At 69.3% G+C, this 23,889-nt stretch carries 24 protein-coding genes and 1 pseudogene; 16 read left to right on the forward strand and 9 right to left on the reverse strand.

The genetic code is table 11. The features are described 5' to 3' along the window. Window positions 1–417: 417 nt before the first annotated feature. From pstS to pstB, 4 genes are all read left to right on the forward strand, one after another. A complete protein-coding gene (pstS, locus tag FVS66_RS05360) occupies window positions 418–1,545 on the forward strand; it encodes a phosphate ABC transporter substrate-binding protein PstS (RefSeq protein WP_149179830.1) in 1,128 nt (375 codons plus the stop codon). 103 nt (window positions 1,546–1,648) lie between these two features. Further along, window positions 1,649–2,644: a phosphate ABC transporter permease subunit PstC gene (pstC, locus tag FVS66_RS05365; RefSeq protein ID WP_149179831.1), complete on the forward strand. Its 996-nt coding sequence runs from the start codon at window positions 1,649–1,651 to the stop codon at window positions 2,642–2,644. Next, a complete protein-coding gene (gene pstA / locus FVS66_RS05370) occupies window positions 2,641–3,720 on the forward strand; it encodes a phosphate ABC transporter permease PstA (RefSeq protein WP_149179832.1) in 1,080 nt (359 codons plus the stop codon). The genes pstC and pstA overlap by 4 nt, the downstream gene beginning before the upstream one ends. A gap of 26 nt (window positions 3,721–3,746) precedes the next feature. Continuing rightward, window positions 3,747–4,523: a phosphate ABC transporter ATP-binding protein PstB gene (gene pstB, locus FVS66_RS05375; protein ID WP_149179833.1), complete on the forward strand. Its 777-nt coding sequence runs from the start codon at window positions 3,747–3,749 to the stop codon at window positions 4,521–4,523. 114 nt (window positions 4,524–4,637) lie between these two features. On the opposite strand, the gene FVS66_RS05380 is transcribed toward pstB, so the two are convergent. Together FVS66_RS05380 and FVS66_RS05385 are read right to left on the reverse strand one after the other, a co-directional pair. Further along, window positions 4,638–5,636 (reverse strand): inorganic phosphate transporter, encoded by a 999-nt coding sequence (locus FVS66_RS05380; RefSeq protein WP_149179834.1) that lies wholly within the window; start codon window positions 5,634–5,636, stop codon window positions 4,638–4,640. A gap of 7 nt (window positions 5,637–5,643) precedes the next feature. After that, window positions 5,644–6,264: a DUF47 family protein gene (locus FVS66_RS05385; RefSeq protein ID WP_149179835.1), complete on the reverse strand. Its 621-nt coding sequence runs from the start codon at window positions 6,262–6,264 to the stop codon at window positions 5,644–5,646. Between the two features lie 191 nt (window positions 6,265–6,455). Between FVS66_RS05385 and FVS66_RS05390 the strand changes: the two genes are divergently transcribed. Beyond that, window positions 6,456–6,809: a metal-sensitive transcriptional regulator gene (locus FVS66_RS05390; RefSeq protein ID WP_149179836.1), complete on the forward strand. Its 354-nt coding sequence runs from the start codon at window positions 6,456–6,458 to the stop codon at window positions 6,807–6,809. Window positions 6,810–6,888: 79 nt separating this feature from the next. Here the strand turns inward: FVS66_RS05390 and FVS66_RS05395 are convergent, their stop codons facing one another. Both FVS66_RS05395 and FVS66_RS05400 read right to left on the reverse strand, forming a co-directional pair. Further along, the gene (locus tag FVS66_RS05395; protein WP_149179837.1) at window positions 6,889–7,074 is read right to left on the reverse strand and encodes a hypothetical protein; all 186 of its coding nucleotides are present in this window, start codon (window positions 7,072–7,074) and stop codon (window positions 6,889–6,891) included. Between the two features lie 169 nt (window positions 7,075–7,243). Then, on the reverse strand, window positions 7,244–8,125 hold the full coding sequence (locus tag FVS66_RS05400) for a hypothetical protein (protein WP_149179838.1): 882 nt from the start codon (window positions 8,123–8,125) through the stop codon (window positions 7,244–7,246). A 115-nt stretch (window positions 8,126–8,240) separates the two neighbouring features. Between FVS66_RS05400 and FVS66_RS05405 the strand changes: the two genes are divergently transcribed. From FVS66_RS05405 to FVS66_RS05415, 3 genes are all read left to right on the forward strand, one after another. Then, window positions 8,241–8,486, forward strand: coding sequence for a hypothetical protein (locus FVS66_RS05405; RefSeq protein ID WP_149179839.1), 246 nt, complete (start codon window positions 8,241–8,243; stop codon window positions 8,484–8,486). 4 nt (window positions 8,487–8,490) lie between these two features. Next, window positions 8,491–10,080: an FAD-binding oxidoreductase gene (locus tag FVS66_RS05410; protein WP_149179840.1), complete on the forward strand. Its 1,590-nt coding sequence runs from the start codon at window positions 8,491–8,493 to the stop codon at window positions 10,078–10,080. A 373-nt stretch (window positions 10,081–10,453) separates the two neighbouring features. Then, window positions 10,454–11,002 carry a hypothetical protein gene (locus FVS66_RS05415; RefSeq protein ID WP_149179841.1) on the forward strand — a complete coding sequence of 183 codons (549 nt, stop codon included), beginning with the start codon at window positions 10,454–10,456 and terminating at the stop codon, window positions 11,000–11,002. A 226-nt stretch (window positions 11,003–11,228) separates the two neighbouring features. Here the strand turns inward: FVS66_RS05415 and FVS66_RS05420 are convergent. The 3 genes and pseudogenes from FVS66_RS05420 to FVS66_RS05430 all read right to left on the reverse strand — a co-directional run. After that, window positions 11,229–11,379 (reverse strand): annotated as a pseudogene (locus tag FVS66_RS05420) (chloramphenicol phosphotransferase); the annotation flags it as partial. Between the two features lie 95 nt (window positions 11,380–11,474). After that, the gene (locus FVS66_RS05425; RefSeq protein ID WP_149179842.1) at window positions 11,475–12,197 is read right to left on the reverse strand and encodes a phosphatase PAP2 family protein; all 723 of its coding nucleotides are present in this window, start codon (window positions 12,195–12,197) and stop codon (window positions 11,475–11,477) included. Window positions 12,198–12,328: 131 nt separating this feature from the next. Next, window positions 12,329–13,348 carry a bifunctional lytic transglycosylase/C40 family peptidase gene (locus tag FVS66_RS05430; protein WP_149179856.1) on the reverse strand — a complete coding sequence of 340 codons (1,020 nt, stop codon included), beginning with the start codon at window positions 13,346–13,348 and terminating at the stop codon, window positions 12,329–12,331. Between the two features lie 162 nt (window positions 13,349–13,510). Between FVS66_RS05430 and FVS66_RS05435 the strand changes: the two genes are divergently transcribed. Genes FVS66_RS05435 through FVS66_RS05450 form a run of 4 tightly spaced genes read left to right on the forward strand, consistent with a single transcriptional unit; the run spans window position 13,511 to window position 20,151 of the window. Next, the gene (locus FVS66_RS05435) at window positions 13,511–14,065 is read left to right on the forward strand and encodes an SseB family protein (RefSeq protein WP_149179843.1); all 555 of its coding nucleotides are present in this window, start codon (window positions 13,511–13,513) and stop codon (window positions 14,063–14,065) included. Continuing rightward, the gene (locus FVS66_RS05440; protein WP_149179844.1) at window positions 14,062–14,706 is read left to right on the forward strand and encodes a hypothetical protein; all 645 of its coding nucleotides are present in this window, start codon (window positions 14,062–14,064) and stop codon (window positions 14,704–14,706) included. The genes FVS66_RS05435 and FVS66_RS05440 overlap by 4 nt, the downstream gene beginning before the upstream one ends. Then, window positions 14,706–19,385 (forward strand): putative T7SS-secreted protein, encoded by a 4,680-nt coding sequence (locus FVS66_RS05445; RefSeq protein WP_149179845.1) that lies wholly within the window; start codon window positions 14,706–14,708, stop codon window positions 19,383–19,385. Before FVS66_RS05440 ends, FVS66_RS05445 begins: the two co-directional genes overlap by 1 nt. 13 nt (window positions 19,386–19,398) lie before the next feature. Next, entirely contained in the window at window positions 19,399–20,151 is a 753-nt protein-coding gene (locus tag FVS66_RS05450; protein WP_149179846.1) for a hypothetical protein, read from the forward strand. Between the two features lie 133 nt (window positions 20,152–20,284). On the opposite strand, the gene FVS66_RS05455 is transcribed toward FVS66_RS05450, so the two are convergent. Together FVS66_RS05455 and FVS66_RS05460 are read right to left on the reverse strand one after the other, a co-directional pair. Then, window positions 20,285–20,869, reverse strand: coding sequence for a Uma2 family endonuclease (locus tag FVS66_RS05455; protein ID WP_149179847.1), 585 nt, complete (start codon window positions 20,867–20,869; stop codon window positions 20,285–20,287). Window positions 20,870–20,997: 128 nt separating this feature from the next. Next, entirely contained in the window at window positions 20,998–21,468 is a 471-nt protein-coding gene (locus FVS66_RS05460; RefSeq protein WP_149179848.1) for an ATP-binding protein, read from the reverse strand. A gap of 217 nt (window positions 21,469–21,685) precedes the next feature. On the opposite strand from FVS66_RS05460, the gene FVS66_RS05465 reads away from it, so the two are divergent. The 4 genes from FVS66_RS05465 to FVS66_RS05475 all read left to right on the forward strand — a co-directional run bounded on the left by FVS66_RS05465 (window position 21,686) and on the right by FVS66_RS05475 (window position 23,810). After that, the gene (locus FVS66_RS05465) at window positions 21,686–22,540 is read left to right on the forward strand and encodes a helix-turn-helix transcriptional regulator (RefSeq protein ID WP_149179849.1); all 855 of its coding nucleotides are present in this window, start codon (window positions 21,686–21,688) and stop codon (window positions 22,538–22,540) included. Window positions 22,541–22,551: 11 nt separating this feature from the next. Then, window positions 22,552–22,911: a DUF397 domain-containing protein gene (locus FVS66_RS05470; RefSeq protein ID WP_149179850.1), complete on the forward strand. Its 360-nt coding sequence runs from the start codon at window positions 22,552–22,554 to the stop codon at window positions 22,909–22,911. A gap of 113 nt (window positions 22,912–23,024) precedes the next feature. Continuing rightward, complete coding sequence (locus tag FVS66_RS35715; RefSeq protein ID WP_262386822.1) at window positions 23,025–23,159, forward strand: hypothetical protein; 135 nt, start codon at window positions 23,025–23,027, stop codon at window positions 23,157–23,159. A gap of 342 nt (window positions 23,160–23,501) precedes the next feature. Then, entirely contained in the window at window positions 23,502–23,810 is a 309-nt protein-coding gene (locus tag FVS66_RS05475) for a hypothetical protein (protein ID WP_149179851.1), read from the forward strand. The last annotated feature ends 79 nt before the right edge of the window (window positions 23,811–23,889 follow it).

Raw genomic sequence — 23,889 nt, forward strand, 5'->3', positions numbered from 1 at the left:
GCGCCGGTCCGCCCGGGTCCGCGCCGGTCCGCCCGGGTCCGCGCCGGTCCGCCCGGGCCCGCGCCGGTCCGAACCGTGCCGCCGCGACACGCGCCGCGCCCGTACTCTCCTGACGCGATGGCACTCTGGACATGCCGACCGCGCACGGCGAGGCCGAGCCGCGCCTCACGGCCGCCCCGGCTGTCGGCGGGCGCCGGCCCGTGACCGGAATGGGCCGCACCACCGCTTCCGGCACGGTTCACCTTCCGTTCACTCTCCCCCGTCGGCCGCTTCACCTGTTCTGCCTAATTTCGGCCGTACACGGTGACCACCAAGCGCCACCGTCACCCACCCCGACACACGCCGCCGTAGAACGAAGCGCATGACGAAGAACATGCGGCCGGCCATCTCGGCGGCTACTGGAAGGAACACCCCGAAGTGAAGCTTCATCGCAAGACCGGGCTTCGCGCCACCGCGTTCGGCGCCCTCGCTGTCTCCGGCGCCCTGGTTCTCACGGCGTGTGGTTCGGACGACAACACAAACCCCAGCGGCGGCAAGAAGACCGCCGCCGCGTCGAACATCGACTGCGGCGACGCCAAGGGCCAGCTGCTGGCGGCCGGCTCCTCCGCCCAGAAGAACGCCATGGACCTGTGGGTGAAGAACTTCCAGGCCGCGTGCGAGGGCGTCGAGGTCAACTACCAGTCGATCGGCTCCGGCGGCGGTATCACCAAGTTCACCCAGGGCCAGGTCGCCTTCGCGGGCTCCGACTCCGCCCTCAAGGAGGACGAGGTCGCCGCCTCGCAGAAGGTCTGCACGGGTGGCAAGGGCATCAACCTCCCGATGGTCGGCGGCCCCGTCGGCATCGGTTACAAGCTGGACGGCGTGGACAACCTCGTCCTGGACGCCCCGACCCTCGCCAAGATCTTCGACTCGAAGATCACCAAGTGGAACGACCCGGCCATCGCCAAGCTGAACCCGGGCGTCAAGCTCCCCGACACCGCCATCCAGGCGTTCCACCGCTCCGACGAGTCGGGCACCACCCAGAACTTCACCAAGTACCTGAAGGCGGCCACGCCGGCCGACTGGCCGTACGAGGCCAAGAAGTCCTGGCTCGCCAAGGGCGGCCAGGCCGCGAACGGCTCGTCCGGTGTCGCGTCCGCCGTCAAGGACACCAACGGCGCGATCGGCTACTTCGAGCTGTCGTACGCGACCGCCAACAACATCAGCACCGTCAAGCTGAACACGGGCGCCGCCCAGCCGGTCGAGGCCACCACGGAGAACGCCTCCAAGGCCATCGCCGCCGCCAAGATCAAGGGCACCGGCAACGACCTGGCCCTGGAGCTGGACTACGCGACCAAGGCCGAGGGCGCGTACCCGATCGTCCTGGTCACCTACGAGATCGTCTGCGACAAGGGCAACAAGGCGGAGACCCTGCCCACCCTGAAGGCGTTCCTCAACTACGCCGTCAGCGAGGAAGGCCAGAAGGTCCTCTCCGACGCGGACTACGCCCCCGTCCCGGCCGAGATCGCGGCCAAGATCCGCGAGATCGTCCCGACCCTCTCGTAACGACCCGACCGGGGCCGGCCCACTCTCCCTGGGCCGGGTCGGCCCCGGTATCCGGTGCACCGCCGCCAGGAGCCGTACGGCTCCGCAGACCGGAGACACAACGATGGCCACAGCCACCACCACGCAACCCACACCGCCACCCGGGCGGAAGCAGACAAACGCCCCCAACGCCCCGTCCCGCGCCGGTGACCGGATCTTCGTCGGCCTGTCCCGTGGCTCCGGCATCACCCTGCTGGTGATCATGGCGTCGATCGCGGTCTTCCTCACGTACCGCGCCGCCATCGCCATCTCGCAGAACGAGGGCAACTTCCTCACCACGTCCGAGTGGAACCCGGGCGGCGACCCGCCGGTCTTCGGCATCGCCGTGCTGGCCTTCGGCACGATCGTCAGCTCGGTCATCGCCATGGCCATCGCCGTGCCGATCGCGATAGGCATCGCGCTGTTCATCTCGCACTACGCGCCGCGCAGGCTCGCCGCGCCCCTCGCGTACGTCGTCGACCTGCTCGCCGCGGTGCCCAGCATCATCTACGGCCTGTGGGTCGCGATCTTCCTCGTCCCCTACCTGGGCGGCCTCAACAAGTGGCTCGACCAGTACATGGGCTGGACGTACATCTTCGACAAGTCCGGCGAGGGCGTCGCGCGGAACATGTTCACCGTCGGCATCCTGCTGGCGATCATGATCCTGCCGATCATCACCAACGTCACCCGCGAGGTCTTCCTCCAGGTTCCGCGCATGCACGAGGAGGCCGCCCTGGCCCTCGGCGCGACCCGCTGGGAGACCATCCGCATGTCGGTCCTGCCGTTCGGCCGCTCCGGCATCATCAGCGCGTCCATGCTGGGTCTGGGCCGCGCGCTCGGCGAGACGATGGCCGTCGCCGTCGTCCTCTCCCCGAGCTTCATCATCTCCGGGCACCTCCTCGACCCGGGCGGTGGCACGTTCGCGCAGAACATCGCCGCCAAGTTCAACGAGGCGAACGAGTACGGCCGTGACGCGCTGATCGCCTCCGGTCTCGTGCTCTTCGTCATCACGCTGCTGGTCAACGGCGCCGCCCGCTGGATCATCGCGCGCCGCAAGGAGTACTCGGGGGCCAACGCATGAGCCACACCGTCCAGGACCGGCGCCCCGCGCCCGCCCCCGTACACCGCCCGTCCCCCCTCTCCCACGCCCGTATGCCGCGCTGGGCGCCGGCCGCCATCGCCGCCGGCTCCATCGCCGCCGGCTGCGGCATCGGCATCGCGGCCGGCTGGGAGAGCCGTATCCAGTGGGGCCTGATCTCCGCTCTCCTGTTCGTCGCCGCCACCTACGCGATCACCACGAAGGTCGAGAACTCCCGTCAGGCGAAGGACCGTGTGGCGACCAGCGTCGTCTGGGTCTGCTTCGTCCTCGCGATCGTCCCGCTCGCCTCGCTCGGCTGGGTGACGATCAGCAAGGGCATGCAGGTCGTCGACGGCTACTTCCTCACCCACTCGATGAACGGCGTCCTCGACGCCCAGGCCGGCGGCGGCGTCTACCACGCGCTGCTCGGCACCATCGAGCAGGTCGCCATCGCGGCGGTCATCGCCGCCCCGATCGGCATGCTGACCGCGATCTACCTGGTCGAGTACGGCAGGGGCAAGCTCGCCCACGCCGTGACCTTCTTCGTCGACGTGATGACGGGTGTCCCGTCCATCGTCGCGGGTCTCTTCATCCTCGCCACCTGGAATCTGATGCTGGGCTTCGGGCCCTCCGGCTTCGCCGGTTCGATGGCGCTGGCCATCCTGATGATGCCGGTGGTCGTCCGCTCCACGGAGGAGATGCTCAAGCTCGTCCCGAACGAGCTGCGCGAGGCGTCCCTCGCGCTGGGCGTCCCCAAGTGGAAGACGATCCTCAAGGTGGTCCTGCCGACCGCGATCGGCGGCATCACCACCGGCGTCATGCTCGCGATCGCCCGTATCACCGGCGAGACGGCCCCTGTGCTGCTCCTCGTCTTCGGTACGAAGCTGATCAACCCGAACCCCTTCGAAGGCGCACAGGCGTCGCTCCCGCTCTATGTGTACGAGCAGTACGCCGTCGGTACGGACGCCGCTGTGGCCCGTGCCTGGGGCGCCGCGCTCGTCCTCATCGCCTTCGTCATGATCCTCAACCTGGTGGCCCGCGGCATAGCCCGCTGGAAGGCCCCGAAGACCGGCCGCTGACCGCGGCATACTTGGAAGTGATTGAAATGGCCAAGCGAATCGACGTCAGCGGCCTCTCCGCGTACTACGGCAGCCACAAGGCCATCGACGACATCTCGATGACCGTCGAGCCCCGCTCCGTCACGGCCTTCATCGGCCCGTCCGGCTGCGGCAAGTCCACGTTCCTGCGCACCCTGAACCGGATGCACGAGGTCACCCCCGGTGGCCGCGTCGAGGGCAAGGTGATGCTGGACGACCAGAACCTGTACGGCAAGGACGTCGACCCGGTCGCCGTCCGCCGCACGGTCGGCATGGTCTTCCAGCGCCCGAACCCCTTCCCCACCATGTCGATCTTCGACAACGTGGCGGCGGGCCTGCGGCTCAACGGCCGGTACAAGAAGGCCGAGCTCAACGACATCGTCGAGCGCTCCCTGAAGGGCGCCAACCTCTGGAACGAGGTCAAGGACCGCCTCAACAAGCCGGGCGCCGGCCTCTCCGGCGGCCAGCAGCAGCGCCTGTGCATCGCCCGCGCGATCGCGGTCGAGCCGGACGTCCTGCTCATGGACGAGCCCTGCTCGGCCCTGGACCCGATCTCCACCCTGGCGATCGAGGACCTGGTCGGCGAGCTGAAGGAGCAGTTCACGATCGTCATCGTGACCCACAACATGCAGCAGGCCGCCCGTGTCTCCGACCGCACGGCGTTCTTCAACCTGGCCGCCGTCGGTCAGCCCGGCAAGCTGGTCGAGATCGACGACACGGAGCGCATCTTCTCCAACCCGTCGGTGCAGGCCACGGAGGACTACATCTCCGGCCGCTTCGGCTGAGCCGCGCCCCCACACACGTCTGCGGTGCTGCATGGCGGTGCCACCGCAGGACGAAGGGCCCGCCCCCACTCCCAGGGGGCGGGCCCACTCTTTTCGCGGGTCGGGGAAGCCGTGCTATCCGAAGAAGACCCGCACCACGAAGAAGCTCATCGCGGCGAACACCGCCGCGGCCGGCATCGTGATGAACCACCCCATCACGATGTTCTTGGCGACCCCCCAGCGCACCGCGTTGACCCGCTTCGTCGCGCCCACACCCATGATCGCGGACGTGATCACATGCGTGGTCGAGATCGGCGCCTGGAACATGAACGAAGCCGTGTACATGACGGACGCCGCCGTGGTCTCGGCGGCGAATCCCTGCGGCGGGTCGAGCTCGATGATCCGCCGCCCCAGGGTCCGCATGATCCGCCAGCCACCCGCGTACGTACCGAGCGACAGCATCACCGCGCTGGCGATCTTCACCCACAGCGGGATCGGGTCACCGGACTGTTCCACATCCGCGATGACCAGGGCCATCACCACGATGCCCATGGTCTTCTGGGCGTCCTGGAGACCATGTCCGAGCGCCATTCCGGCCGCCGACACGGTCTGCGCGATCCGGAAGCCGCGCTTCGTCTTGTGCGGCCCGGCCTTCCGGAAGATCCACATGATCGAGGCCATCACGAGGTAGCCGACGAGGAGGCCGACGACCGGGGACACGAACATCGGGATGACGATCTTCTCGAGGACCCCGGACCAGATGACCTCGGTGCCCCCCGCGATCGCGGCACCCACCATGCCGCCGAAGAGCGCGTGGGAGGAGGACGACGGCAGCCCGAAGTACCAGGTGATCAGGTTCCAGGCGATCGCCCCGACCAGGGCGGCGAAGAGGATGCCCATCCCCTTGTCGCCCTGCGGGGTCTCGATCAGGCCCTCGCTGACCGTCTTCGCGACCCCGCTGCCCAGGAAGGCGCCGGCGAGGTTCATCACCGCGGCCATGACCAGCGCGGCACGCGGGGTGAGCGCGCGCGTCGACACCGACGTGGCGATGGCGTTCGCGGAGTCGTGGAAGCCGTTCGTATACGTGAAGAAGAGCGCGACCGCGACGGTCACGACCAGAGCGAGGGTGTCCACAGCAGGCTCAGGACTCCTTGACGGCGATGGTCTCCACCGTGTTCGCCACCTTCTCGAAGGCGTCGGCGGCCTCCTCCAGCACATCCACGATCTGCTTCAGCTTCAGCACCTCGATGGCGTCGTACTTGCCGTTGAAGAGATGGGCGAGCAGCTTGCGGTGGATCTGGTCGGCCTGGTTCTCCAGCCGGTTGACCTCGATCCAGTACTCGGTGAGGTTGTCCATCGTCCGCAGGTGCGGCATCGCCTCGGCGGTCAGCTCGGCGGCCCGCGCCAGGACCTCGATCTGCTGCTCGACACCCTTCGGCAGTTCCTCGACGTTGTAGAGGACGACGAGGTCGACGGCCTCCTCCATGAAGTCCATGATGTCGTCGAGGGACGAGGCGAGGGCATAGATGTCCTCGCGGTCGAACGGCGTGATGAAGGAGGAGTTGAGCTGGTGGAAGATCGCGTGCGTCGCGTCGTCCCCCGCGTGCTCCGCCGCCCGCATGCGCTCCGCGATCTCGGCCCTCCCGGACGCCTCCGCTCCCAGCAGTTCCATGAGGAGCTTCGAGCCGGTGACGATGTTGTCCGCGGAAGCGGAGAACATGTCGTAGAAGCTCGTCTCCCTGGGGGTCAGACGAAAGCGCACGTGAGTCCCTCTGGTGCGTGAGTGTCGGTCAGGCTGATGCTAGGCGCATCATCCGGCCACGGCGAACCGGCGTTCCTCAGTGTCGCGCATCGGGCACAGTGAACAGAACCGGCCCCGCACCATCCCGCGAGGATCGGTACCATATACCCACGAGGGGTATGCATACCCTGGGTGGACAGTGGGAGGACGAGATGACGACCACCGAGCCGGCCGGCCTTCCGGTCACGGAACCCGACCGGGCCCACGGTGACCACGATCACCGGGTGCACGGCTACCACAAGCAGAAGGAAGAGCACCTGAAGCGGCTTCGCCGGATCGAGGGCCAGATCAGGGGTCTGCAGCGGATGGTCGACGAAGACGTCTACTGCATCGACATACTCACGCAGGTCTCCGCGTCCACGAAGGCCCTGCAGTCCTTCGCGCTCCAGTTGCTGGAGGAGCATCTCCGTCACTGTGTGGCCGACGCGGCCGTGAAGGGCGGGGACGAGATCGACGCGAAGGTCGAGGAGGCGACCAAGGCGATCGCCCGCATGATGCGGACCTGATCACCGGACCTGGCCGAAACTGATCGCCGGACGCTCCCACACCCTTCGCTCCTACGCCCCTCGCTCACGCGCGCCTCGCTCAGGCCCCGGCCGGACTGTCCGCGGAGCTTCCCGCTCCCGGTGACACCTTCAGCACCTCGTCGATCCGGTCGGCGCTGAGCCGTTCCGCCTCGGTGGCCGAAGCCGCGATGATCAGTTCACCGCACAGTTCGATCTCGGCGAGGGCCACGTGGTCCTGGACGGTCGTCGTACTGAGCGGGGCCACGTGCGTTCACCTCTTCCACCCGGTTTCGGCTTCCTAGCGTAGGGAGCGGAACACACACCGCGCATGACACGTCCGGACCATTCTTAGGGCCCCCTAATAGCCTCTTCCGGCCCCTCGCCACAACGAGCCCGGCGACGCGTCCCGCGGCCGGCCCGGGGGGCGCCTGGGCTCAGCCCTCGATCTTCCCGGTGTAGATGTCCTGCCGCGACGGCAGTTGTACGTCGACGGGGACGCCGAACTCGTACAGCACCGTCGTCGACGCGACGTCGACCTCGCGGCCCTCGTTGGCGAAGCTGAACCGGTGGCGCACCTTCCGCAACCGCCCCTGGTCGTCCAGGTACACGTCGAACGGCACCGTGTCCGTGGCGAACCCTTTCGCCGCGGCGGCCAGCGCGCCACGCACCTGCGGCGACGCCACCTTCGCCGCGTCGCCGATGTCGGTGGTGCCCCGGTAGTGCGCGACGGGTACGCCCTCGACCCACTCCTGGCCGACGTACGTCACCTGCCGCGCGGCGCGCAGGAGTTCGGCGGCGGCCGCGGGGTCGGTGGCGCCGCCCGTGACGAGGTTGCCGTCGGCGAGGGTGGTCGTGTCGACGCGTACCCACTTGTCGGCCGGGACGCCCGCTCCGCGGTTCTTCATGTACAGCGCGCCGGGCGTGAGGAGTTCGGTGATCCGCCGGTGGGGGCGGTCGGCCGCGCCGTCCTCGGGGAGGAGGACCTGGAGCCGCCCGTGCCGCTTGCGGAAGTCGTATCCGCCGCCGCCCTTGATGGTGAGCCGGGTGCCGCCGGTCGCCACCTCCATGGACGTCCTCGTCTTCGAGGTGCCGGCCCGCGCGAGCGTGTCGGGCACCCCGCGCACCATGTCCACGGCGTCGCCCTCGCTGTCGCTCACCGCCGTGCCGCTCGCGACCGCCGCTCCGACCGGCGGGGTGGCGTCGACCGCCCCGGAACACTGGGAGACGCCCATGACCGCCGCCGCCACCGCCACCACCGCCACGGTCACGGTGACGGCGTTCGCGCCGCCCGTGCGCCTCAGCTTCCGCACCACCATCGCCTGCCAACCCCCAACGCCGTGCCGCTGTCTGCCCGAGGCCCCCACACGCCCCGAATAACGACCGCTCCGGCTGCCCGTCACGCCCCTGAACCGCCCCGGTACCGTTGGACCTGTGCACCGGCACGACACGCCTCCGCCCCTCCCGTCCCAGGTCCAGGCGCAGCCCCAGGCGCAGCCCCAGGCCCCGTCCCCGTCCCCGGGTGGCGCCCCGCACGACACCGCGACCGCCGAACGCGGCGCCTTCGCCCTGGCGCGCTGTACCTGTGGCTGGTCGGGCCCGGCCCGCCGCTCGCGCGACCGGGCACGTACGGACGCGGCGGCCCACATGTCCGAGCAGGGGGGCGGCGTGCGACAGTGACGCCATGGACCGGCGCGCACTGCTGACCACGGGACTGTCCACGGGCCTGACGACGGCGCTGACGACGGCACTGGCCGCGACGGCGGTGACGTCCTGCGACAGCACCGTGGAGACGGCACCCACCCCTGGAAGCCCTGCACCGACGACCTCCCCCTCCTCCCCCGCGCCCTCCTGGGCGTCCCTCGCCAAGGGGCTGGAGGGCCTCCTCGTCCGCCCGGGCGAGGCGACGTACGAGACGGCGCGCCAGCTCTACAACACCCGCTTCGACGATCTGCGCCCGGCGGCCGTCGCGTACGTGGCGGGCGTGGACGACGTACAGGAGTGTCTGGCGTTCGCACGCCGCCACGGCATGCGGGTGGCGGTCCGCAACGGCGGGCATTCGTACGGGGGGTGGTCGAGCGGCGACGGCCGACTGGTCGTGGACGTGTCGAAGCTGGCCTCGGTGGAGGCGGCCGACGGGGACGGCGCCGTGATCGGGGCGGGCGCGAAGCTGGCGCCGGTCTACCGCGCCCTGGCCGGGCGGGGCCGTACGGTCCCGGGCGGCACGTGCCCGACGGTCGGCCTGTCGGGCCTGGCGCTGGGCGGCGGGCACGGGGTCGTGTCGCGCGCGTACGGCCTGACGTGCGACAGCCTGACGGGCGCCACGCTGGTGACGGCGGACGGCCGGCGCGTGATGGTTTACGCGGACGAGAATCCGGACTTCTTCTGGGCGCTGAGGGGCGCGGGCCAGGCCGGTTTCGGCGTGGTGACGGAGCTGCGCTTCCGTACGCACCCGGCACCGCCGACGGTGACGGCGTATCTGAACTGGCCCTGGTCCAGGGCGCGGGCGGTGCTGGCGGCCTGGCAGGAGTGGGGTCCGGACCAGCCGGACGAGATCTGGTCGTCGCTGCAGCTGGCGGCGGGCGCGGGCGGCGGTACGCCGACGGTGTCGGTGACGGCGATGACGCTGGGCGGCCGCGGGGACCTGGAGAACGCCCTGGACCGGCTCGCGGACCGGGTCGGCGCGCCGACGGGGTCGGTGGCGCTGCGGGAGCGGGGCTTCCTTGAGGCGATGCTGGTGTTCGCGGGGTGCGCGGGCCTGTCGGAGGACCAGTGCAGGCTGCCGGGTCCGGTGCCCGGCCGGAGTCCGGAGGGGGTGCTGGGCAGGGAGACGTACACCGCGGCGTCGGACTTCTTCGAACGCGCCCTGCCGGAGGCGGCCCGGGCCACGCTGACGGCGTCCGTGGAGACCTTCACGCGTACGACGGTGGCGCAGGGCGGTGGCGGCGGCTCGGTGACGCTGACGGCGCTGGGCGGGGCGGTGAACCGGGTGGAGCCGCTGGCGACGGCGTTCGTGCACCGCGGGTCGCGGATGCTGGCGCAGTACGTGGCGTCATGGCGGCCGGGCACGCCGGGGACGGTCCAGCAGCGGTGGCTGCGCCGTACGCACGAGGGGATGCGGAGATACGCGTCGGGGGCGGCGTACCAGAACTACCCGGACCCGGGCCTGAGGGACTGGCGGACGGCGTACTACGGCGCGGCGGCCGACAGGCTCGTGTCCCTGCGCGAGCGGTACGACCCGGACGGCCTGTTCTCCTACCCGCAGGCGCTCTAGCCAGGCGGGCGTACACCGTCGGCATCGGCACGGTGGCCACATGGAGGACGGCATGGGTGCCGGACCGTACACAAAAGGCCGGTGGGCCGGGAACCGAGCGCGGGAGCGTATGCGTCTCTGGTCTCCTGGTGACGCCCTGTCGGCAGAGTCCGCGGGCCGCAGGGCGGCTTGCCGGCAAGCCATCAGATCAAAGGAAGACATTGTGGTGAACTCTCGTATGCGTCGTGCTCGCACACTGGCCTCGGTGGCACTGCTCGCCGGGCTTGTGGCGGCGTGTGGAAAGGGGGGTGATACGGCAGGGACCGATGGGGCGGGTGCCGCTGGTCAGAACAGCGGATCGGCGGCCGAGCTGACGCGCCGGGCGAACGACACGATGCGCGGAACGTCGTTCCATTCCGCGGGGACGACGACCGCCTTCGCCGACGCGTGGCAGGAGAGCTGGTGGGACCCCGAGAAGGGGCTGCGAATAAAGACCACCGGTGGCGACGTGCCGGGGGAGATGTACTGCAAGGACGGCACGTCCTACATCAGCGCCCAGCTCTTCGCCGCCACGCTGAAGGAGCGCGGGCAGCACATCACCGTGCCCGATCGCCTCTCCGACGTGTTCGTGACCACCGAGTCCGGTCATGGCTGCGACGCCTACTTCAAGATCCCCGATGGCGGTGAGCTCCAGCCCGCGAAGGACGAGAGCGTGAACGGTACGCCCGCCCAAGCACTCACGGTGTCCTCAGGAGCGAACTCCGGCACGTACCTCATCGACGCGGCCGACACCACACGGCCACTGCGTCTGGACTCCGTTCACGACGGGCGCACGAGCACCGTCACCTACGACTCGTTCGGCGAGAAGTTCACCATCTCCGTGCCGTCGGGGGACAAGGTCATGACCCTGCCGGACTTCCGGAAGCAGGTCACCGGCAGCTGAGTTCCGGCCCCCGGAGCGTGGCCGCCGGCCAGCGGACCGAGCCGCGACGGTCGTGGCATGTGCGCGACCTGCGCGGGCGCTCGCGGAGCCGGCGCGGCTCGGTCGCGATGTCACGGGCCGTCCGCCCGCGGACCGGCCGCGTGGCGCGTCACGTCCCTCGCCCGGGTCGCCCTGAGGCGCACCAGGCGTGGTCGTACGGCACCCTTGAGCGGGCCGTCCGCGCCCTGGACGCGGCGGCGCGCGCGGGCACGGCTTCGATCAGCGAGTCGCCCCCCGGTGGCAAGCCACGGATCTGGCAGGACCGCCTGCGGACACCGGGCAATCCCGGACTCGCCCGATCTGGAACCGCCATTCGACACGATCACCTGAGTCGTCACCGCGCCACAGTCGAGGCACTCCTCACGACGACCGAAGCGCACTCTGGCAAGCCTGCCCCTCCGCCAGAACCCGGCCGGCCTTTGCGGTCACAGCGCTAGGCGGCGAGGTCGCTCTCCCCGGCCGTCCCGTTCCCCGTCTCCATCCGGGGGTCGGCGAGGTCGAGGGTCCGGTGCCGCCCGGCCCCGAGGGGCGCGCGCCGGGACCGTACGAGCCACCCGGCGCGCGAGCGGGCGACGGCGGACAGCAGCGGCGTGAGCAGCGCGAAGGCGACCGGCGCGAGGAGCAGGGCGACGGCCGTACCGAGGGCGAAGCCTCCGACGACGTCGGTGGGGTAGTGGACGCCCATGTAGACGCGGCAGAAACCTTCGGCGAGGGCGAGCCCGATGGCGGCGAGCCCGAAGCGCTTGTCGGCGATGAAGAGGCCGACGCCGATGGCCATGGCGACGGTGGAGTGATCACTGACGAACGAGAAGTCGGTCTTGCCGTCGACCAGCACTTCGAGCCCGTCATGTTCCAGAAACGGCCGGGGCCGCTCGACGAATCCCCGGATGGGAATGTTCACCAGCAGGGCGATCCCGGCGGCGAGAGGAGCCCACACCAGCCCGGCGGCCGCGGACACGGAATCCTCCAGCGCACCACGCCGCCTGACGCTCCACCAGCACCACAGGACGACGAGGACGAGGGCGAGCATGATGCCGTACTCGCCGACGAACTCCATGACGCGGTCGAGCCAGGTCGGGGCGGACTTCGCCAGTCCGTTGATGTCGTGGAGCAGGCTGACATCGGGGTTCGAACCATCCGATGCGAGTCCGGCCATTCGCTGCGGCCCCTTGCCTTGTACTGCGGTGCGGTGTGGTGCGGTCAGTCCAGGGAACGACCTGCGGGAGGGCTACGTTCCACTCTCCACGGAACGATCACACGACGTTATCGAAGAGTGATCCGTCGCGATCAGGCACCAGTACCCCTCTGAGGCAGCGCCCTGGCGCCGTCCTCGGTCACGCGCGTGGCCCCGAAGTAGTCCGGCGTATCGATCTTGTCGAAGCGGATCACGGCCCCGGTGTACGGAGCGTTGATCATGTAGCCGCCACCAACGTACACGCCCACGTGCCGGATGGCCCGAGAGTCCGTCAGGTCGTCGGAGAAGAAGACGAGATCACCAGGGAGCAGCTCCTCGCGCGAAGGATGGGGCCCGGCGTTGTACTGGTCGTTGGCGACCCGGGGCAGCTCGATCCCGACGGTCCGGTAGGCGGCCTGGGTGAGCCCGGAGCAGTCGAACCGCCCGTCCTGCTCGGGTGTGCCGTTGCCACCCCACAGATAGGGCGTACCGAGCTGCTTCTGCGCGAAGTAGATCGCCCCGGCGGCCTGCCGCGAGGGCTCGACGGGCGAGACGGGCCGGGCGAAGCTCTTCTCCAGGGACCGGATGATCCGCACGTAGTTCCGGGTCTCGCTGATGGCCGGGACGCCGCCGGACTTTATGACGCGGTAGGCGCCGGCGTTGTAGGCCGCGAGCATGTTGTCGGTGGGGTCCCCGGGCACCCCCTTCACATACTTCGCCAACTCGCAGTCGTAGGAGGCGGCGGAGGGAATGGCATCGGCGGGATCCCAGATGTCCCGGTCACCGTCCTGGTCCCCGTCGATACCGTGGCTGGCCCAGGTCCCCGGGATGAACTGCGCGATCCCGCGGGCGTCGGCATGGCTGACGGCCTTGGGATTCCACCCGCTCTCCTGGTAGAGCTGCGCGGCCAGCAGGGCCGGGTTGATGGCGGGACAGAGATTCCCCCACCGCTGCACGAGCGACTGATAGGCGGCCGGCACGGCCCCCTTGGCCAGCCCCACGGTCCCCCGCACACCACCCCCGGCTCCGCCGGCGAGCCCGGCGGCGGCTACGTACGTACCGACGACCAGCAGCGCGACGAAGCTCATGCACGCCCCGACGACCACGCCGCCGACCAGCCACCCCTTACGCACCGTCAATCACCCTCCGTGTAGGGCCCGTCCCGCGTCAGTTTAGGCGGCGTGACCCCACTTCAGCAGGCGGCCGGGGCCACCTGTGGACAACCGCGCCGCCCAACACGCCGAAGACGCGAACCACATTGCAATCGAAAACCAGTGCGTGTGATGATCCGCGCCATGTCCACGCACGGGGATGGGCACGGGGGACCGGACGCACAGCCGCGACCGACGAGGCGATCACGCCTCGCGGACCTGGCCGCGGCGCCGGACGTCCCGACCGTGACACAGCAAGCACACACGTCGAATCCGCAACCGCGACAGCCGACGGCCACCGCAGCGGTCACGGCGCCGCAGGAACTCGCGCCGGACCAGGCCACCGCCGCCCGTCGGGAGTTCATGACACTGCTGGGCGAGTTCCGCCGCACGGCCGTACTCGTACCACTGGCCCCGGACGGCGGCATATGGACGGCCGAGCAGGGCGGCGTCCGCTGGATCTGCGCCTTCTCACACGAAGAGGCCCTCGCGCGTTTCGCACACACGCGCGGGGAGGCGAGCCGCGCGTGGGAGTACCGCACGGTACTCGGCGCGCGGCTCCTGGACGTGATGGTTCCGCTGCTGGGCGGCCCGGCGGGCGTGGCACTGGACGCGGGCAGCGACGACGGCACGCTCTTCCCGCCGGTCGAGGGCGTCGTACCGATGGCGGCGGCGGTGGACCTGGGAGACACGGAATGAGCACCGAACCGAACCTCACCCTCCCCCCGTCGGCACTGAAGTCCCTGACGGACGGCATCAACAAGGCGCACTCGGAGCTCAAGGACCTCGGCATGATCGGCGAGGCCACCGCGGGCCGGGGCTTCTCTGAGCTGGCGCTCTCCGGCATGGAGCTGGGCCACGACGGTCTGGCCGGCCAGTTCAAGACCTTCTGCGAGCGCTGGGAGTGGGGCGTACGCACCCTGATGCAGCGCGGCAACGTCCTGGCGGGCGCGCTCGGCCTGGCGGCAGGCGGAATCCACGAGCAGGACCAGTACGTCAAGGACACGATCAAGATCGCCACGAACGCGGTCAACGGCAACCCCCACCTCAGCGAGGAGGAGGTCACGGCCAAGAGCTGGGCCGAGATCCGCTCGCAGACGCCCACGGACGGGGCGGACTGGAGCAAGCAGTCCTTCTCCGAGGCACACGCCGAGGTCAAGCAGGTGTGGGAGGACACCTCGTACGACATCAGCCACCAGCTCCTGGACTCGATGGAGCGGTCCGGCATGTACACCACGGAGGAGCGTGCGGTGCTTGACGAGGTCATGCGCCGCCAGCTCGACCCGACCGACGCGGCGGTACAGCGCGCGAAGCAGCCGCCGGCCTGGAGCGAGGACTGATGGGCGACCTCTTCGACAAGCTCGAGGACGGCTGGGACGGCCTCAAGCGGAAGACCGGCGAGGGCATCGACTACCTCACCGACAAGGCCGGCGACGCGCTGGAGTACGTAGGCGCGGAGGACCTCGCCGACACGGTCGAGGACTGGGGTGACGAAACGGCCTCCGCCCTCGGCGCGAAGATCGGCGAACAGCAGCTGGGCCAGACCACCGAAGCCAACGAACTGATCCACGGCAACCCGTCCAGGATCAGCGAGAGCGTCAAGAACCTCGGCGACTTCAAAAGCGCCTTCGACATGGTCGGCCAAGGACTGAAGAGCCTGGACTCCTCGCAGTGGAAGGGCGAGGCCGCCAACGCGTTCCGCGAGAAGTTCACCCCCCTCCCCCTCGACTGGCTCCGCGCGGCCGACGCCTTCGGCGACGCGGCGAAGGCCCTGAAGGCGTACGCGAAGACACTCACCTGGGCCCAGGACAAGGCCCAGGAGGCGATCGACCTCTACAGGAAGGGCGAGGAGGCTTCGAAGACCGCGGTCGACACCTACAACGACAAGGTCGACGCCTACAACACCGCCCGCACCACGGAGAACCCCCTCCCGAAACCGCCCCCCTTCAAGGACCCCGGCCAGGAGCAGCGCGACCGCGCCCAGGAGATCCTCAAGACCGCCCGCCGCCAGCGCAACGAGGCCGCCGACAGCGCGGCGAAGTCGCTCAAGGAGGCCCTGCGCCACGCCCCCGACCCGTCGGGCAAGGACCGTGCCCTGAACAACCTGTTCGACATGGGCGTCTCACAGGGCGTCGAACTCACCCACTTCGTGGGCGGCATCGCCAAGGGCACGGTCGGCATCACCAACTTCGTCCGCTCGATCCTGCCGATCGACCCGTACAACATCAGCCACCCGGCCGAGTACTACAAGAACGTCAACATGACCCTGGCCGGGCTCGCCACCACCGTGGCCCACCCCGACCAGGCCCTGCAGAACACCTGGGAGGCCGCCAAGAAGGACCCGAGCGAGTTCGCCGGCCGCCTCATCCCCGAACTCCTCGGCACCAAGGGCGCGGGCAGCATCAAGACGATCGCCTCGGCCGGGCTGAAGACCACGGCCAAGCACGGCCTGGACGACGCGGCCACAGCGGCCCGCAAGGGCGTCGAGGATCCCGCCAACCCGTCCCGGACCGGCGACGCGGTGGAGACAGGCGGCTCCGACCCGGTGGACATGGCCACCGGCGCCATGTTCCTGCCCCAGACCGACATCGCCCTCCCCGGAGTGCTGCCGCTCGTCTTCCGGCGCCGCGTGGCATCGGACTACCGGGCCGGCCGGTGGTTCGGCCCCTCATGGTCGTCCACGGTGGACCAGCGCCTGGAGATCGACGCGGAAGGCATCGTGTTCGTCTGCGAGGACGGCCTGCTCCTCGCCTACCCCCACCCCGCGCCCGATGTCCCGGTCCTCCCGAGCCACGGCCCGCGCTGGCCGCTGAACCGCGACGCAGACGGCGGCTACACCGTCAGAGATCCGGACAGCGGCCGCGTCTGGCACTTCACGGAAGGCCACGGCGACCGCGCCCTCCTGACGCAGATCGACGACCGCAACGGAAACTGGATCACCTTCGAGTACGACGTGGAAGGCGCGCCCACGGGCATAGTCCACTGCGGTGGATACCGCCTGAGGCTCACCACGTTCCAGAGCCGCATCACCGCCCTGCACCTGGAGAGTGCGGGCGTAGACGGCCGCGACCAGGAGGTTCTCCGTTACGGCTACAGCGACGGCCACCTTACGGAGGTCGTCAACTCGTCGGGGCTCCCGCTCCGGTTCGCCTACGACGATCGCGCCCGAGTGGTGTCCTGGACGGACACGAACGGCAGCCGATACGACTACGCGTACGACGACCACGACAGGTGCGTCGCCGAAGGCGGCGTCGAGGGTCACGTCACGCTGCGCCTCACCTACGACAACACGGACCCGGAGACGGGTCTGCGGGTCACGACGGCCAGTACGGGCACGGGAGCCACCCACCGCTATCTCATCAACGACGCCCACCAAGTGGCGGCCGAAGTCGACCCCATGGGTGCGGTGACGCGCTACGAATGGGACCGCTACAACCGCCTGCTCTCGCACACGGACCCGCTGGGCCGGACCACGCGCCTCGAATACGACGAAACCGGCCGTCCCACCGCAGTGTGGCGGCCCGACGGCCGACGGACGACCGCCCGGTACAACGAACTGGGCATGCCCGTCCGGGTGGTCCATCCGGACGGCAGGGTGGTGCGTCAAACCTACGACGAGCGTGGGAACCGCACATCGGTCACGGATCCGACGGGTGCAACGACCCACTTCACGTACGACGAGGCAGGCCGTCTCAATTCACTGAGGAACGCCCTCGGCCACACCACGACGGTCCGATGCGACACCAGAGGCCTGCCTGTCACCCTCATCGACCCTTTGGGCGCCACGACCCGCTACGAACGAGACGCATTCGGCCGACCGACAGCCATCACGGACGCGCTGGGTGCGGTGACCCGCCTGGAGTGGACACCCGAGGGCAAACTCTCCCGCAGAGCCGACCCCGACGGCAGCGAACAGTCGTGGACGTACGACGGTGAGGGCAACTGTCTGTCGCACACAGACGCCATGGGCGGCGTCACGACGTTCGACTACACCCACTTCGACTTGATGAAGGCCCGCACAGGCCCGGACGGAGTGCGGTACGAGTTCGTCCACGACTCACAGCTCCGACTGGTCGAAGTGGTCAATCCCCAGGGGCTCACCTGGAAGTACAGGTACGACGCGGCGAGCCGTCTCATATCGGAGACCGACTTCGACGGCCGGACACTGGCCTACGAGTACGACAGCGCGGGGCGGCTGAGCACACGCACCAACGGCATTGGCGAGACGATCCGATACGAGCGCAACGCGCTCGGGCAGGTACTCCGCAAGGACGTCCAAGGCACTGTCACGACCTTCGAGTACGACGTCTTCGACGAACTCGCGGTGGCGGTCGGCCCGGACGCAACGCTCACCCGCCTGCGGGACCGCTGCGGAAGGCTGGCATCCGAGACGGTGAACGGCAGGGAGCTGCGGTTCACCTACGACGCGCTGGGCCGCCGCACGGGCCGTACGACACCTACGGGCGTGGCCAGCACGTGGACGTACGACGAGGCCGGCCGTCGCACCGAGCTCACCACCTCGGGCCGCACGCTCACCTTCGAGCACGACGCCGTCGGCAGGGAGACCGCCCGCCACATCGGCGAAGCGATCACGTTCACCCACGCATTCGATGCGATGGACCGCCTCACCCACCAGCAGGTAAGCGGCCGAACCGGAACCATCCAGCAGCGCACCTACACCTACCGCGCCGACGGCAACCTGACAGGGATCGACGACCACCTCGCGGGCCCACGCCGCTTCGACGTGGACGACGCAGGCCGCGTGACGGCGGTCCACGCGTCGAACTGGACGGAGCGCTACGCGTACGACGAGGCAGGCAACCAGACAGAAGCGTCCTGGCCGACAACCCACCCCGCCCAGGAAGCCACAGGCCCCCGTACGTACACCGGCACCCGCATCACCCGAGCCGGCCAGATCCGCTACGAACACGACGCCCAAGGCCGCGTAGCCCTACGCCAGGAGCCCCGCCTGTCCCGCAAGCCAGATACGTGGCGCTACGAATGGAACCCGGAAGACTGGCTCACTTCCGTGACGACTCCGGACGGCGCGGTCTGGCGTTACCTCTACGACCCGCTGGGCCGCCGCATAGCGAAACAACGCCTGACGTCCGACGGACAATCGGTCCAGGAGCAGGTCACCTTCACCTGGGACGGCACAACCCTCTGCGAACAGACAACCCAGAGTCCCGACCTGCCCCACCCGGTCACGCTCACCTGGGACCACAACGGCCTCCAGCCCCTGACCCAAACGGAACGCATCCTCACGGCGGACGCCCCGCAAGAGGCCATCGACGAACGCTTCTTCAGCATCGTCACGGACCTGGTAGGCACCCCGACCGAACTGATCGACGAGTCAGGCACCCTCGCCTGGCACACCCGCAGCACCCTGTGGGGCACCACAACCTGGTCCTCCACCAGCAATACGTACACCCCCCTCCGCTTCCCCGGCCAATACTTCGACCCGGAGACAGGTCTCCACTACAACTACTTCCGGCACTACGACCCTGTAACCGCCCGCTACCTATCCGCTGACCCTCTCGGCCTCGAACCAGCGCCCAACCCAGCCACGTACGTCCACAACCCCCACACCTGGACCGACCCCCTCGGGCTGGCGCCCAAGTGCCCCAAAGAGAAGGCACAGAACGCCGCAGACAAGGTCGTCCAGAACGGACAGGACGGCAAGATGCGGAAGGCCAGCAACTACCATCCGCACTTCGGTGACGACCGCGTGCTGGAGGTGCTGAAGAGCCCGGACGCTGTGTACCTCTCCGAGGGTGGTCGCGGGAACCTGATCTTTCGGCAAGGCGAGGACATCGTGGTCACGAAGGGCGCCGGGGCCGGCGCGGGTGACGTGATCACAGGCTACGGACCGTCCGGGATCAAGGGAGAGAGCGGAGTGAAGGCGCTGGGCGGAAACGTCGACGACCCAGGGGCTCCGATCACCCACGACGATATTGTGAATGGCAGAATTCCTGATGGCCGTGGTGGCACCCTTCCGGCCGCCAAGCAGATCAAATGAGGGGACCTTCAAGGTGAAGTTCTCCATCGGCGACGCCGTGAGTGTCGACACGACGGGAAATCCGCTGCTCTACACGCCCCGCTTCGACATCACCACCCCCGCCGTGACCGTCGCCGAGTACGCGGACATGGCAGGGCGCGAACGGCTGCTGGGTAAGACTTTCGGCAGCACACAGTGGCTGTGGGCGGCCACTGACGACGTCTATTTCGACCGGGACAGCCGTGAGTTGGTCGGCATCAGCTTCTTCGTGCCCGCGCTGTTCGCCCCTGCGCAGGCCCGTAGCCTGCCGACCGCGCCGCCGCCCCATCCGGCCGGACTGCGTGCGGACGTTGCCCAATCCTTCGAGCTGCCCCAGGCGACCGCCTTCCACTGCGACCCCGAGGCCACCGAGCTGAGGTGCGTGCAGGATCCCGCCTCATTGGAAGCCATGCCGGACGCGCGCATCGGCATCGCCCAGGATCTGGCGCTCCTGGTGCGTGACGGCCGGGTGATCGGCTGGAGCCTCACCGACCCAGCGCGCTACGTGACGTCCGGTTTCGCCGAACCCGATCCCGCCCCGCCGTCCCCTGCCACCCGGCTCCGGCTCGCCGAGTGCCTCGCCTTGGTGTCCGAGCCGCTCGTCGACGAGGTCATGGACCGGGACCCAGACGCCTGGCGCAGCCTTCGGGAGACCGAAAGCGCCCTGCGCGAGCAACGTGAGGACCGGCGGCGGGCGGAAGTGCTGCACGAAGTCGTCAGCCGCCTGATCGAGGACTACGAGTCCTGATGCCCTCCTGGCCGTCATCGGCCACGAGGCAGCGGGCCACAAACGGCCCGGGGACAAGCGCGAACATGACGTCGGCTACCCCACCATCCTGTGAAGCTGAACGGCCGCTGCCGCACACCTTTCCTCCGGCTCTTCACCGCTCACCGGGCGAGTAGACGGGCAGTCGGTCCGTCGCCAGGACGAGCGAGAGTGGCTCGGGCAGGGGGATGTCCTCGCCGTACTTGCCGCGCAGCACGTCCTGGTAAGCGCCGCGCTCAGGGCTGGTGTGGAGGGCCCAGGTGCCATGGCGGGGGTCGAGGACGAGGAGGGTGCGTACGCCGGCAACGGCGTACCAGTCGTTCTTCTGGGAGATGTCGCGGGACTTCTCCGACTGCGAGATCACCTCGACGGCGAGCGCGACGTCACCAGGATCGGCCAGCCATGCATCGTCCTCGTCCCACTCGATGGGCAGGACGACCAGGTCCGGAGTCACATAGTCGTCGGGGTCGTCCGGCAGCGCGATCGAGGACACCTCGTACGCCGCCAGGCCCTCTCGCACCGACGCGTCGATCTGCGCGCGCAGCTTCCTGACGGTACCCGCGTGCTTGCCGCGCGGCGTCGGGGACATCACGAGAGATCCTCCCAGGATCTGCACGCGCAGACCCGTCGCTTCTTCGATGTGCTCGGCGAGCTCGCGCAGCCTGCCCGGGCGGGCGCGGAGGTGACGTGGCACGGGCATGTGCTGCGACCTCCATCCCTGCGGCCGGGGTTCCCTGGCCGCTGCCTCTACGGGACCCGGGGGAGGACCGGCGTCCCGATCAGCGACGTCTCCACCGTACTGCCCGACGTACTCGCGGGCCACGGACATCAGGAGCCCCCGCCGGCCCCGGCTTCCGCCGGCGGCACCGCGCACTCCGCCCACAACAGCTTCCCGCCGCCCTCCCCGAAGAGCCCGCCGTCGCCCAGGGGATACGCGCCGAAGTTGTCGGCGCACAGCTCCACGAGCAGCAGCCCGCGCCCGTGTTCGTCACCGTCCCCCGGGCGGGTGACCGCGGGCAGCCCGCGGAACGGGGATGGGATGTGCGGGTTGCTGTCCCGGACGCCGACCCGCAGGCGGTTCGGGCCCATGGCGCGGAGCCGCAGGGTGTACGGGGCGTCCGAGTGCAGGTACGCGTTGGTGACCAGCTCGCTCGTCAGCAACTCGGCGACCGCTGTCAGGGCGCGCATGCCGTGCGCGGCGAGGACCGTACGGAGGGTGCTGCGGGCGATGCCGGGGCCGCGCGGGTCCTGGGGGAGCTGAAGGGTGTACGCCCAGGGCGGCGTTACGGTGAAGGACATGGAAGTCTCCAGTCGGAGCGGAGAGTTGCGGGGTGCGGACGCGCATACGTGTGCCTGGTGGCTCCGCCGGCCCGTCGGCCGGTGCACTTCCAGGCGGGGTGGCCTGGGTCACAGACTAGGGTGCCCGCAAAGAATCTTTGCGACGATCCCCGGGATTCGAGCCTGAATCGCCCGTGTGAGTGACCGGAGCAATCAGCGACGGTCCAGGAGGAGTTACATGACCTCACGGCCACCGACGACTGCCCGGCGACTCCGCCTGGCCACCGAGCTGCGCCGCCTCCGCGAGCGCGCGGGCCTCACGTCGACCGAAGCCGCACGCCAGCTCGGCACCAGCTCAGGGCAGCTCAGCAACGTCGAGACGGGCCGGTTCGGGGTGAGCGCCGACCGCGTCCGGGCGATGGCCCGCACATACTCCTGCACCGACCAGGCGCACGTCGACGCCCTCGCCGCCATGGCCGGCGGCGACCGGAAGAAGGGCTGGTGGGAACAGTACCGAGGGATCCTCCCGCCCGGCCTGCTCGACCTCGCGGAGCTGGAGCACCACGCGACCGCCCTGCGCACCGCGTACACCTCACACATCCCGGGACTGCTCCAGACCATCGACCACGCCCGCGAGATCTTCCGCCAGATGATCCCCGTGGCACCTCCCCCGGAGGTCGAGCACCGGGCGTCCCACCGCATCAAGCGCCAGGCCGTACTTCACCGCCACGAGCCCGTCTCGTACCACACCATCGTTCACGAGGCCGCCCTGCGCATGAAGGTCGGCGGCCCGGACGTCGCGCGGGCTCAGCTGAACCACCTGCTGGACATGAGCGAGCGGGACCACATCACCGTGCTCGTTATCCCGTTCGAGGTAGGAGCCTTCCCCGGCTCCGGGCAGTCCATGAACTTCGCCCGCGGCCCCGTGCCGCAGCTGGACACGGTCCAGCTCGACCAGTCCCATGGTCCGGTCCTCCTCGATGCCGAGGCCCAGTTGCAGAAGTACAGGCTGCTCCTGGAGCGCATGGAGGCCGTGGCCCTGGACCCGGAGAAGTCCCGGGACCACATGCACCAGATCGCCCGTCAGCTGTGAAAGGACCCGCGATGCGCCTGCACCAGGACTGGCAGAAGTCGTCGTACTGCGCAGAAGGCGACGCGTGCATACACCTCGCCCCGGCCCCCGACGGCGCCGTCAGACTCACCGAGACCAGCGACCCCACCCACGCGATACTCACCCTGACCCCCGCCATCTGGAGGACCTGGTCTCAGGCCATCAAGGCCGGAAACCTCCCCACCCCCGGCGCCCACCCCACCCCCCACGGCACCCTCCATCTCCGCGCGCCCGACGGTGACGTCCAGGTCACGACCACCACCGCCCAGTGGACCGCCTTCGCCGCGGGCGTACGGGCGGGCGAGTTCGACCACCTCGACCACCTCGACCGACCCGCGGCTACCCTCCGGTAGACCCCCGCCAACTGGTCTGGACCACTCGCGCTACCCTGGGCACTGCAGCCGCAAACGGCTGTGCCACATCCCGGCCGGTGACCACGGCGGGGCAAGCACCGCAGGAGAAACACATGGCGAACAAGGTGAGCCGACTCGGGGACGCCGGGGGAACGGCCGCCGCGATCACCGTCATCGCACTGACCGCCCTGGCCGTCGTGGTACTGGGCTACTTCCTCTTCACCCAGACGGGGCAGTCCCAGATCTGACACGCGGTCAACGCGGAAGCCAGCACCACACGCACACACGCCGTCGCCGGAACCCCCTCCGGCGACGGCGTCGCCATTTCCGGACAAACCCCCCAGAGGGGGATCAACGATGGTCATTGCCCGGAGTCACGCCCCGTGATACACAGAGTGACGATACGCGTATCCGCACGGATCCGGCCCCGAACCGGCGCAGGTCAGAAGGGTCGGCTCGGTCAAACGTGCGGGGATCGGGTAAAGAGACACGCCAAGTCGTCGTACGTCGGCGGTTTCATCAGCGAAGATAGTTGATGGCCCATGCCATCAGGCGGGGCGTCGAACTACCGAACAGGGGCGGTGAGTTACATGTACCTGGCGGCCGAGAAGGGCGACATCACCACCATCATTGGCGGAATCGCCCCGAACTGGGGCCCCTTCGGGAGCCTGGGCAACCAGGCCCGCGTGATGATCGAGATCGTGATGGCCGTGGCCATCCTGCTGTGCCTCGGCATCGCGATCTGGGGCGCGGCCAAACAGCGTATCGGCGCGACCGCGCTGCGGGACACGTTCAGCGCCGAACAGGGGAAGGGCCTGATCGTGGCCGGCCTGACCGGCGTATTCATCATCGGATCGCTCGGCACACTCTTCACCATCGTGTACGGGATGGCCGTCTAGCCACCCTGACCCGCCTTCAGCCCGGGGCCCCGCAGAGGATGCGTCTCCTGATGTCCAGTCACCACACCGCGCACGCGTC

The organism is Streptomyces sp. TRM49041 (genome assembly GCF_008271805.1).
GTDB lineage: Bacteria > Actinomycetota > Actinomycetes > Streptomycetales > Streptomycetaceae > Streptomyces.

Bases quoted from the DNA above. Each gene is read 5' to 3' on its own strand.
- FVS66_RS05400 (WP_149179838.1), bottom strand. From the start codon at position 8,125: ATGGTGGTGCGGAAGCTGAGGCGCACGGGCGGCGCGAACGCCGTCACC.
- FVS66_RS05425 (WP_149179842.1), bottom strand. From the start codon at position 12,197: ATGGCCGGACTCGCATCGGATGGTTCGAACCCCGATGTCAGCCTGCTC.
- pstA (WP_149179832.1), top strand. From the start codon at position 2,641: ATGAGCCACACCGTCCAGGACCGGCGCCCCGCGCCCGCCCCCGTACAC.
- FVS66_RS05435 (WP_149179843.1), top strand. From the start codon at position 13,511: ATGTCCACGCACGGGGATGGGCACGGGGGACCGGACGCACAGCCGCGA.
- FVS66_RS05390 (WP_149179836.1), top strand. From the start codon at position 6,456: ATGACGACCACCGAGCCGGCCGGCCTTCCGGTCACGGAACCCGACCGG.
- FVS66_RS05470 (WP_149179850.1), top strand. From the start codon at position 22,552: ATGCGCCTGCACCAGGACTGGCAGAAGTCGTCGTACTGCGCAGAAGGC.
- FVS66_RS05415 (WP_149179841.1), top strand. From the start codon at position 10,454: ATGCGCGGAACGTCGTTCCATTCCGCGGGGACGACGACCGCCTTCGCC.
- pstB (WP_149179833.1), top strand. From the start codon at position 3,747: ATGGCCAAGCGAATCGACGTCAGCGGCCTCTCCGCGTACTACGGCAGC.
- FVS66_RS35715 (WP_262386822.1), top strand. From the start codon at position 23,025: ATGGCGAACAAGGTGAGCCGACTCGGGGACGCCGGGGGAACGGCCGCC.
- FVS66_RS05445 (WP_149179845.1), top strand. From the start codon at position 14,706: ATGGGCGACCTCTTCGACAAGCTCGAGGACGGCTGGGACGGCCTCAAG.
- FVS66_RS05440 (WP_149179844.1), top strand. From the start codon at position 14,062: ATGAGCACCGAACCGAACCTCACCCTCCCCCCGTCGGCACTGAAGTCC.
- FVS66_RS05475 (WP_149179851.1), top strand. From the start codon at position 23,502: ATGTACCTGGCGGCCGAGAAGGGCGACATCACCACCATCATTGGCGGA.
- FVS66_RS05460 (WP_149179848.1), bottom strand. From the start codon at position 21,468: ATGTCCTTCACCGTAACGCCGCCCTGGGCGTACACCCTTCAGCTCCCC.
- FVS66_RS05410 (WP_149179840.1), top strand. From the start codon at position 8,491: ATGGACCGGCGCGCACTGCTGACCACGGGACTGTCCACGGGCCTGACG.
- FVS66_RS05465 (WP_149179849.1), top strand. From the start codon at position 21,686: ATGACCTCACGGCCACCGACGACTGCCCGGCGACTCCGCCTGGCCACC.
- pstC (WP_149179831.1), top strand. From the start codon at position 1,649: ATGGCCACAGCCACCACCACGCAACCCACACCGCCACCCGGGCGGAAG.
- FVS66_RS05455 (WP_149179847.1), bottom strand. From the start codon at position 20,869: ATGCCCGTGCCACGTCACCTCCGCGCCCGCCCGGGCAGGCTGCGCGAG.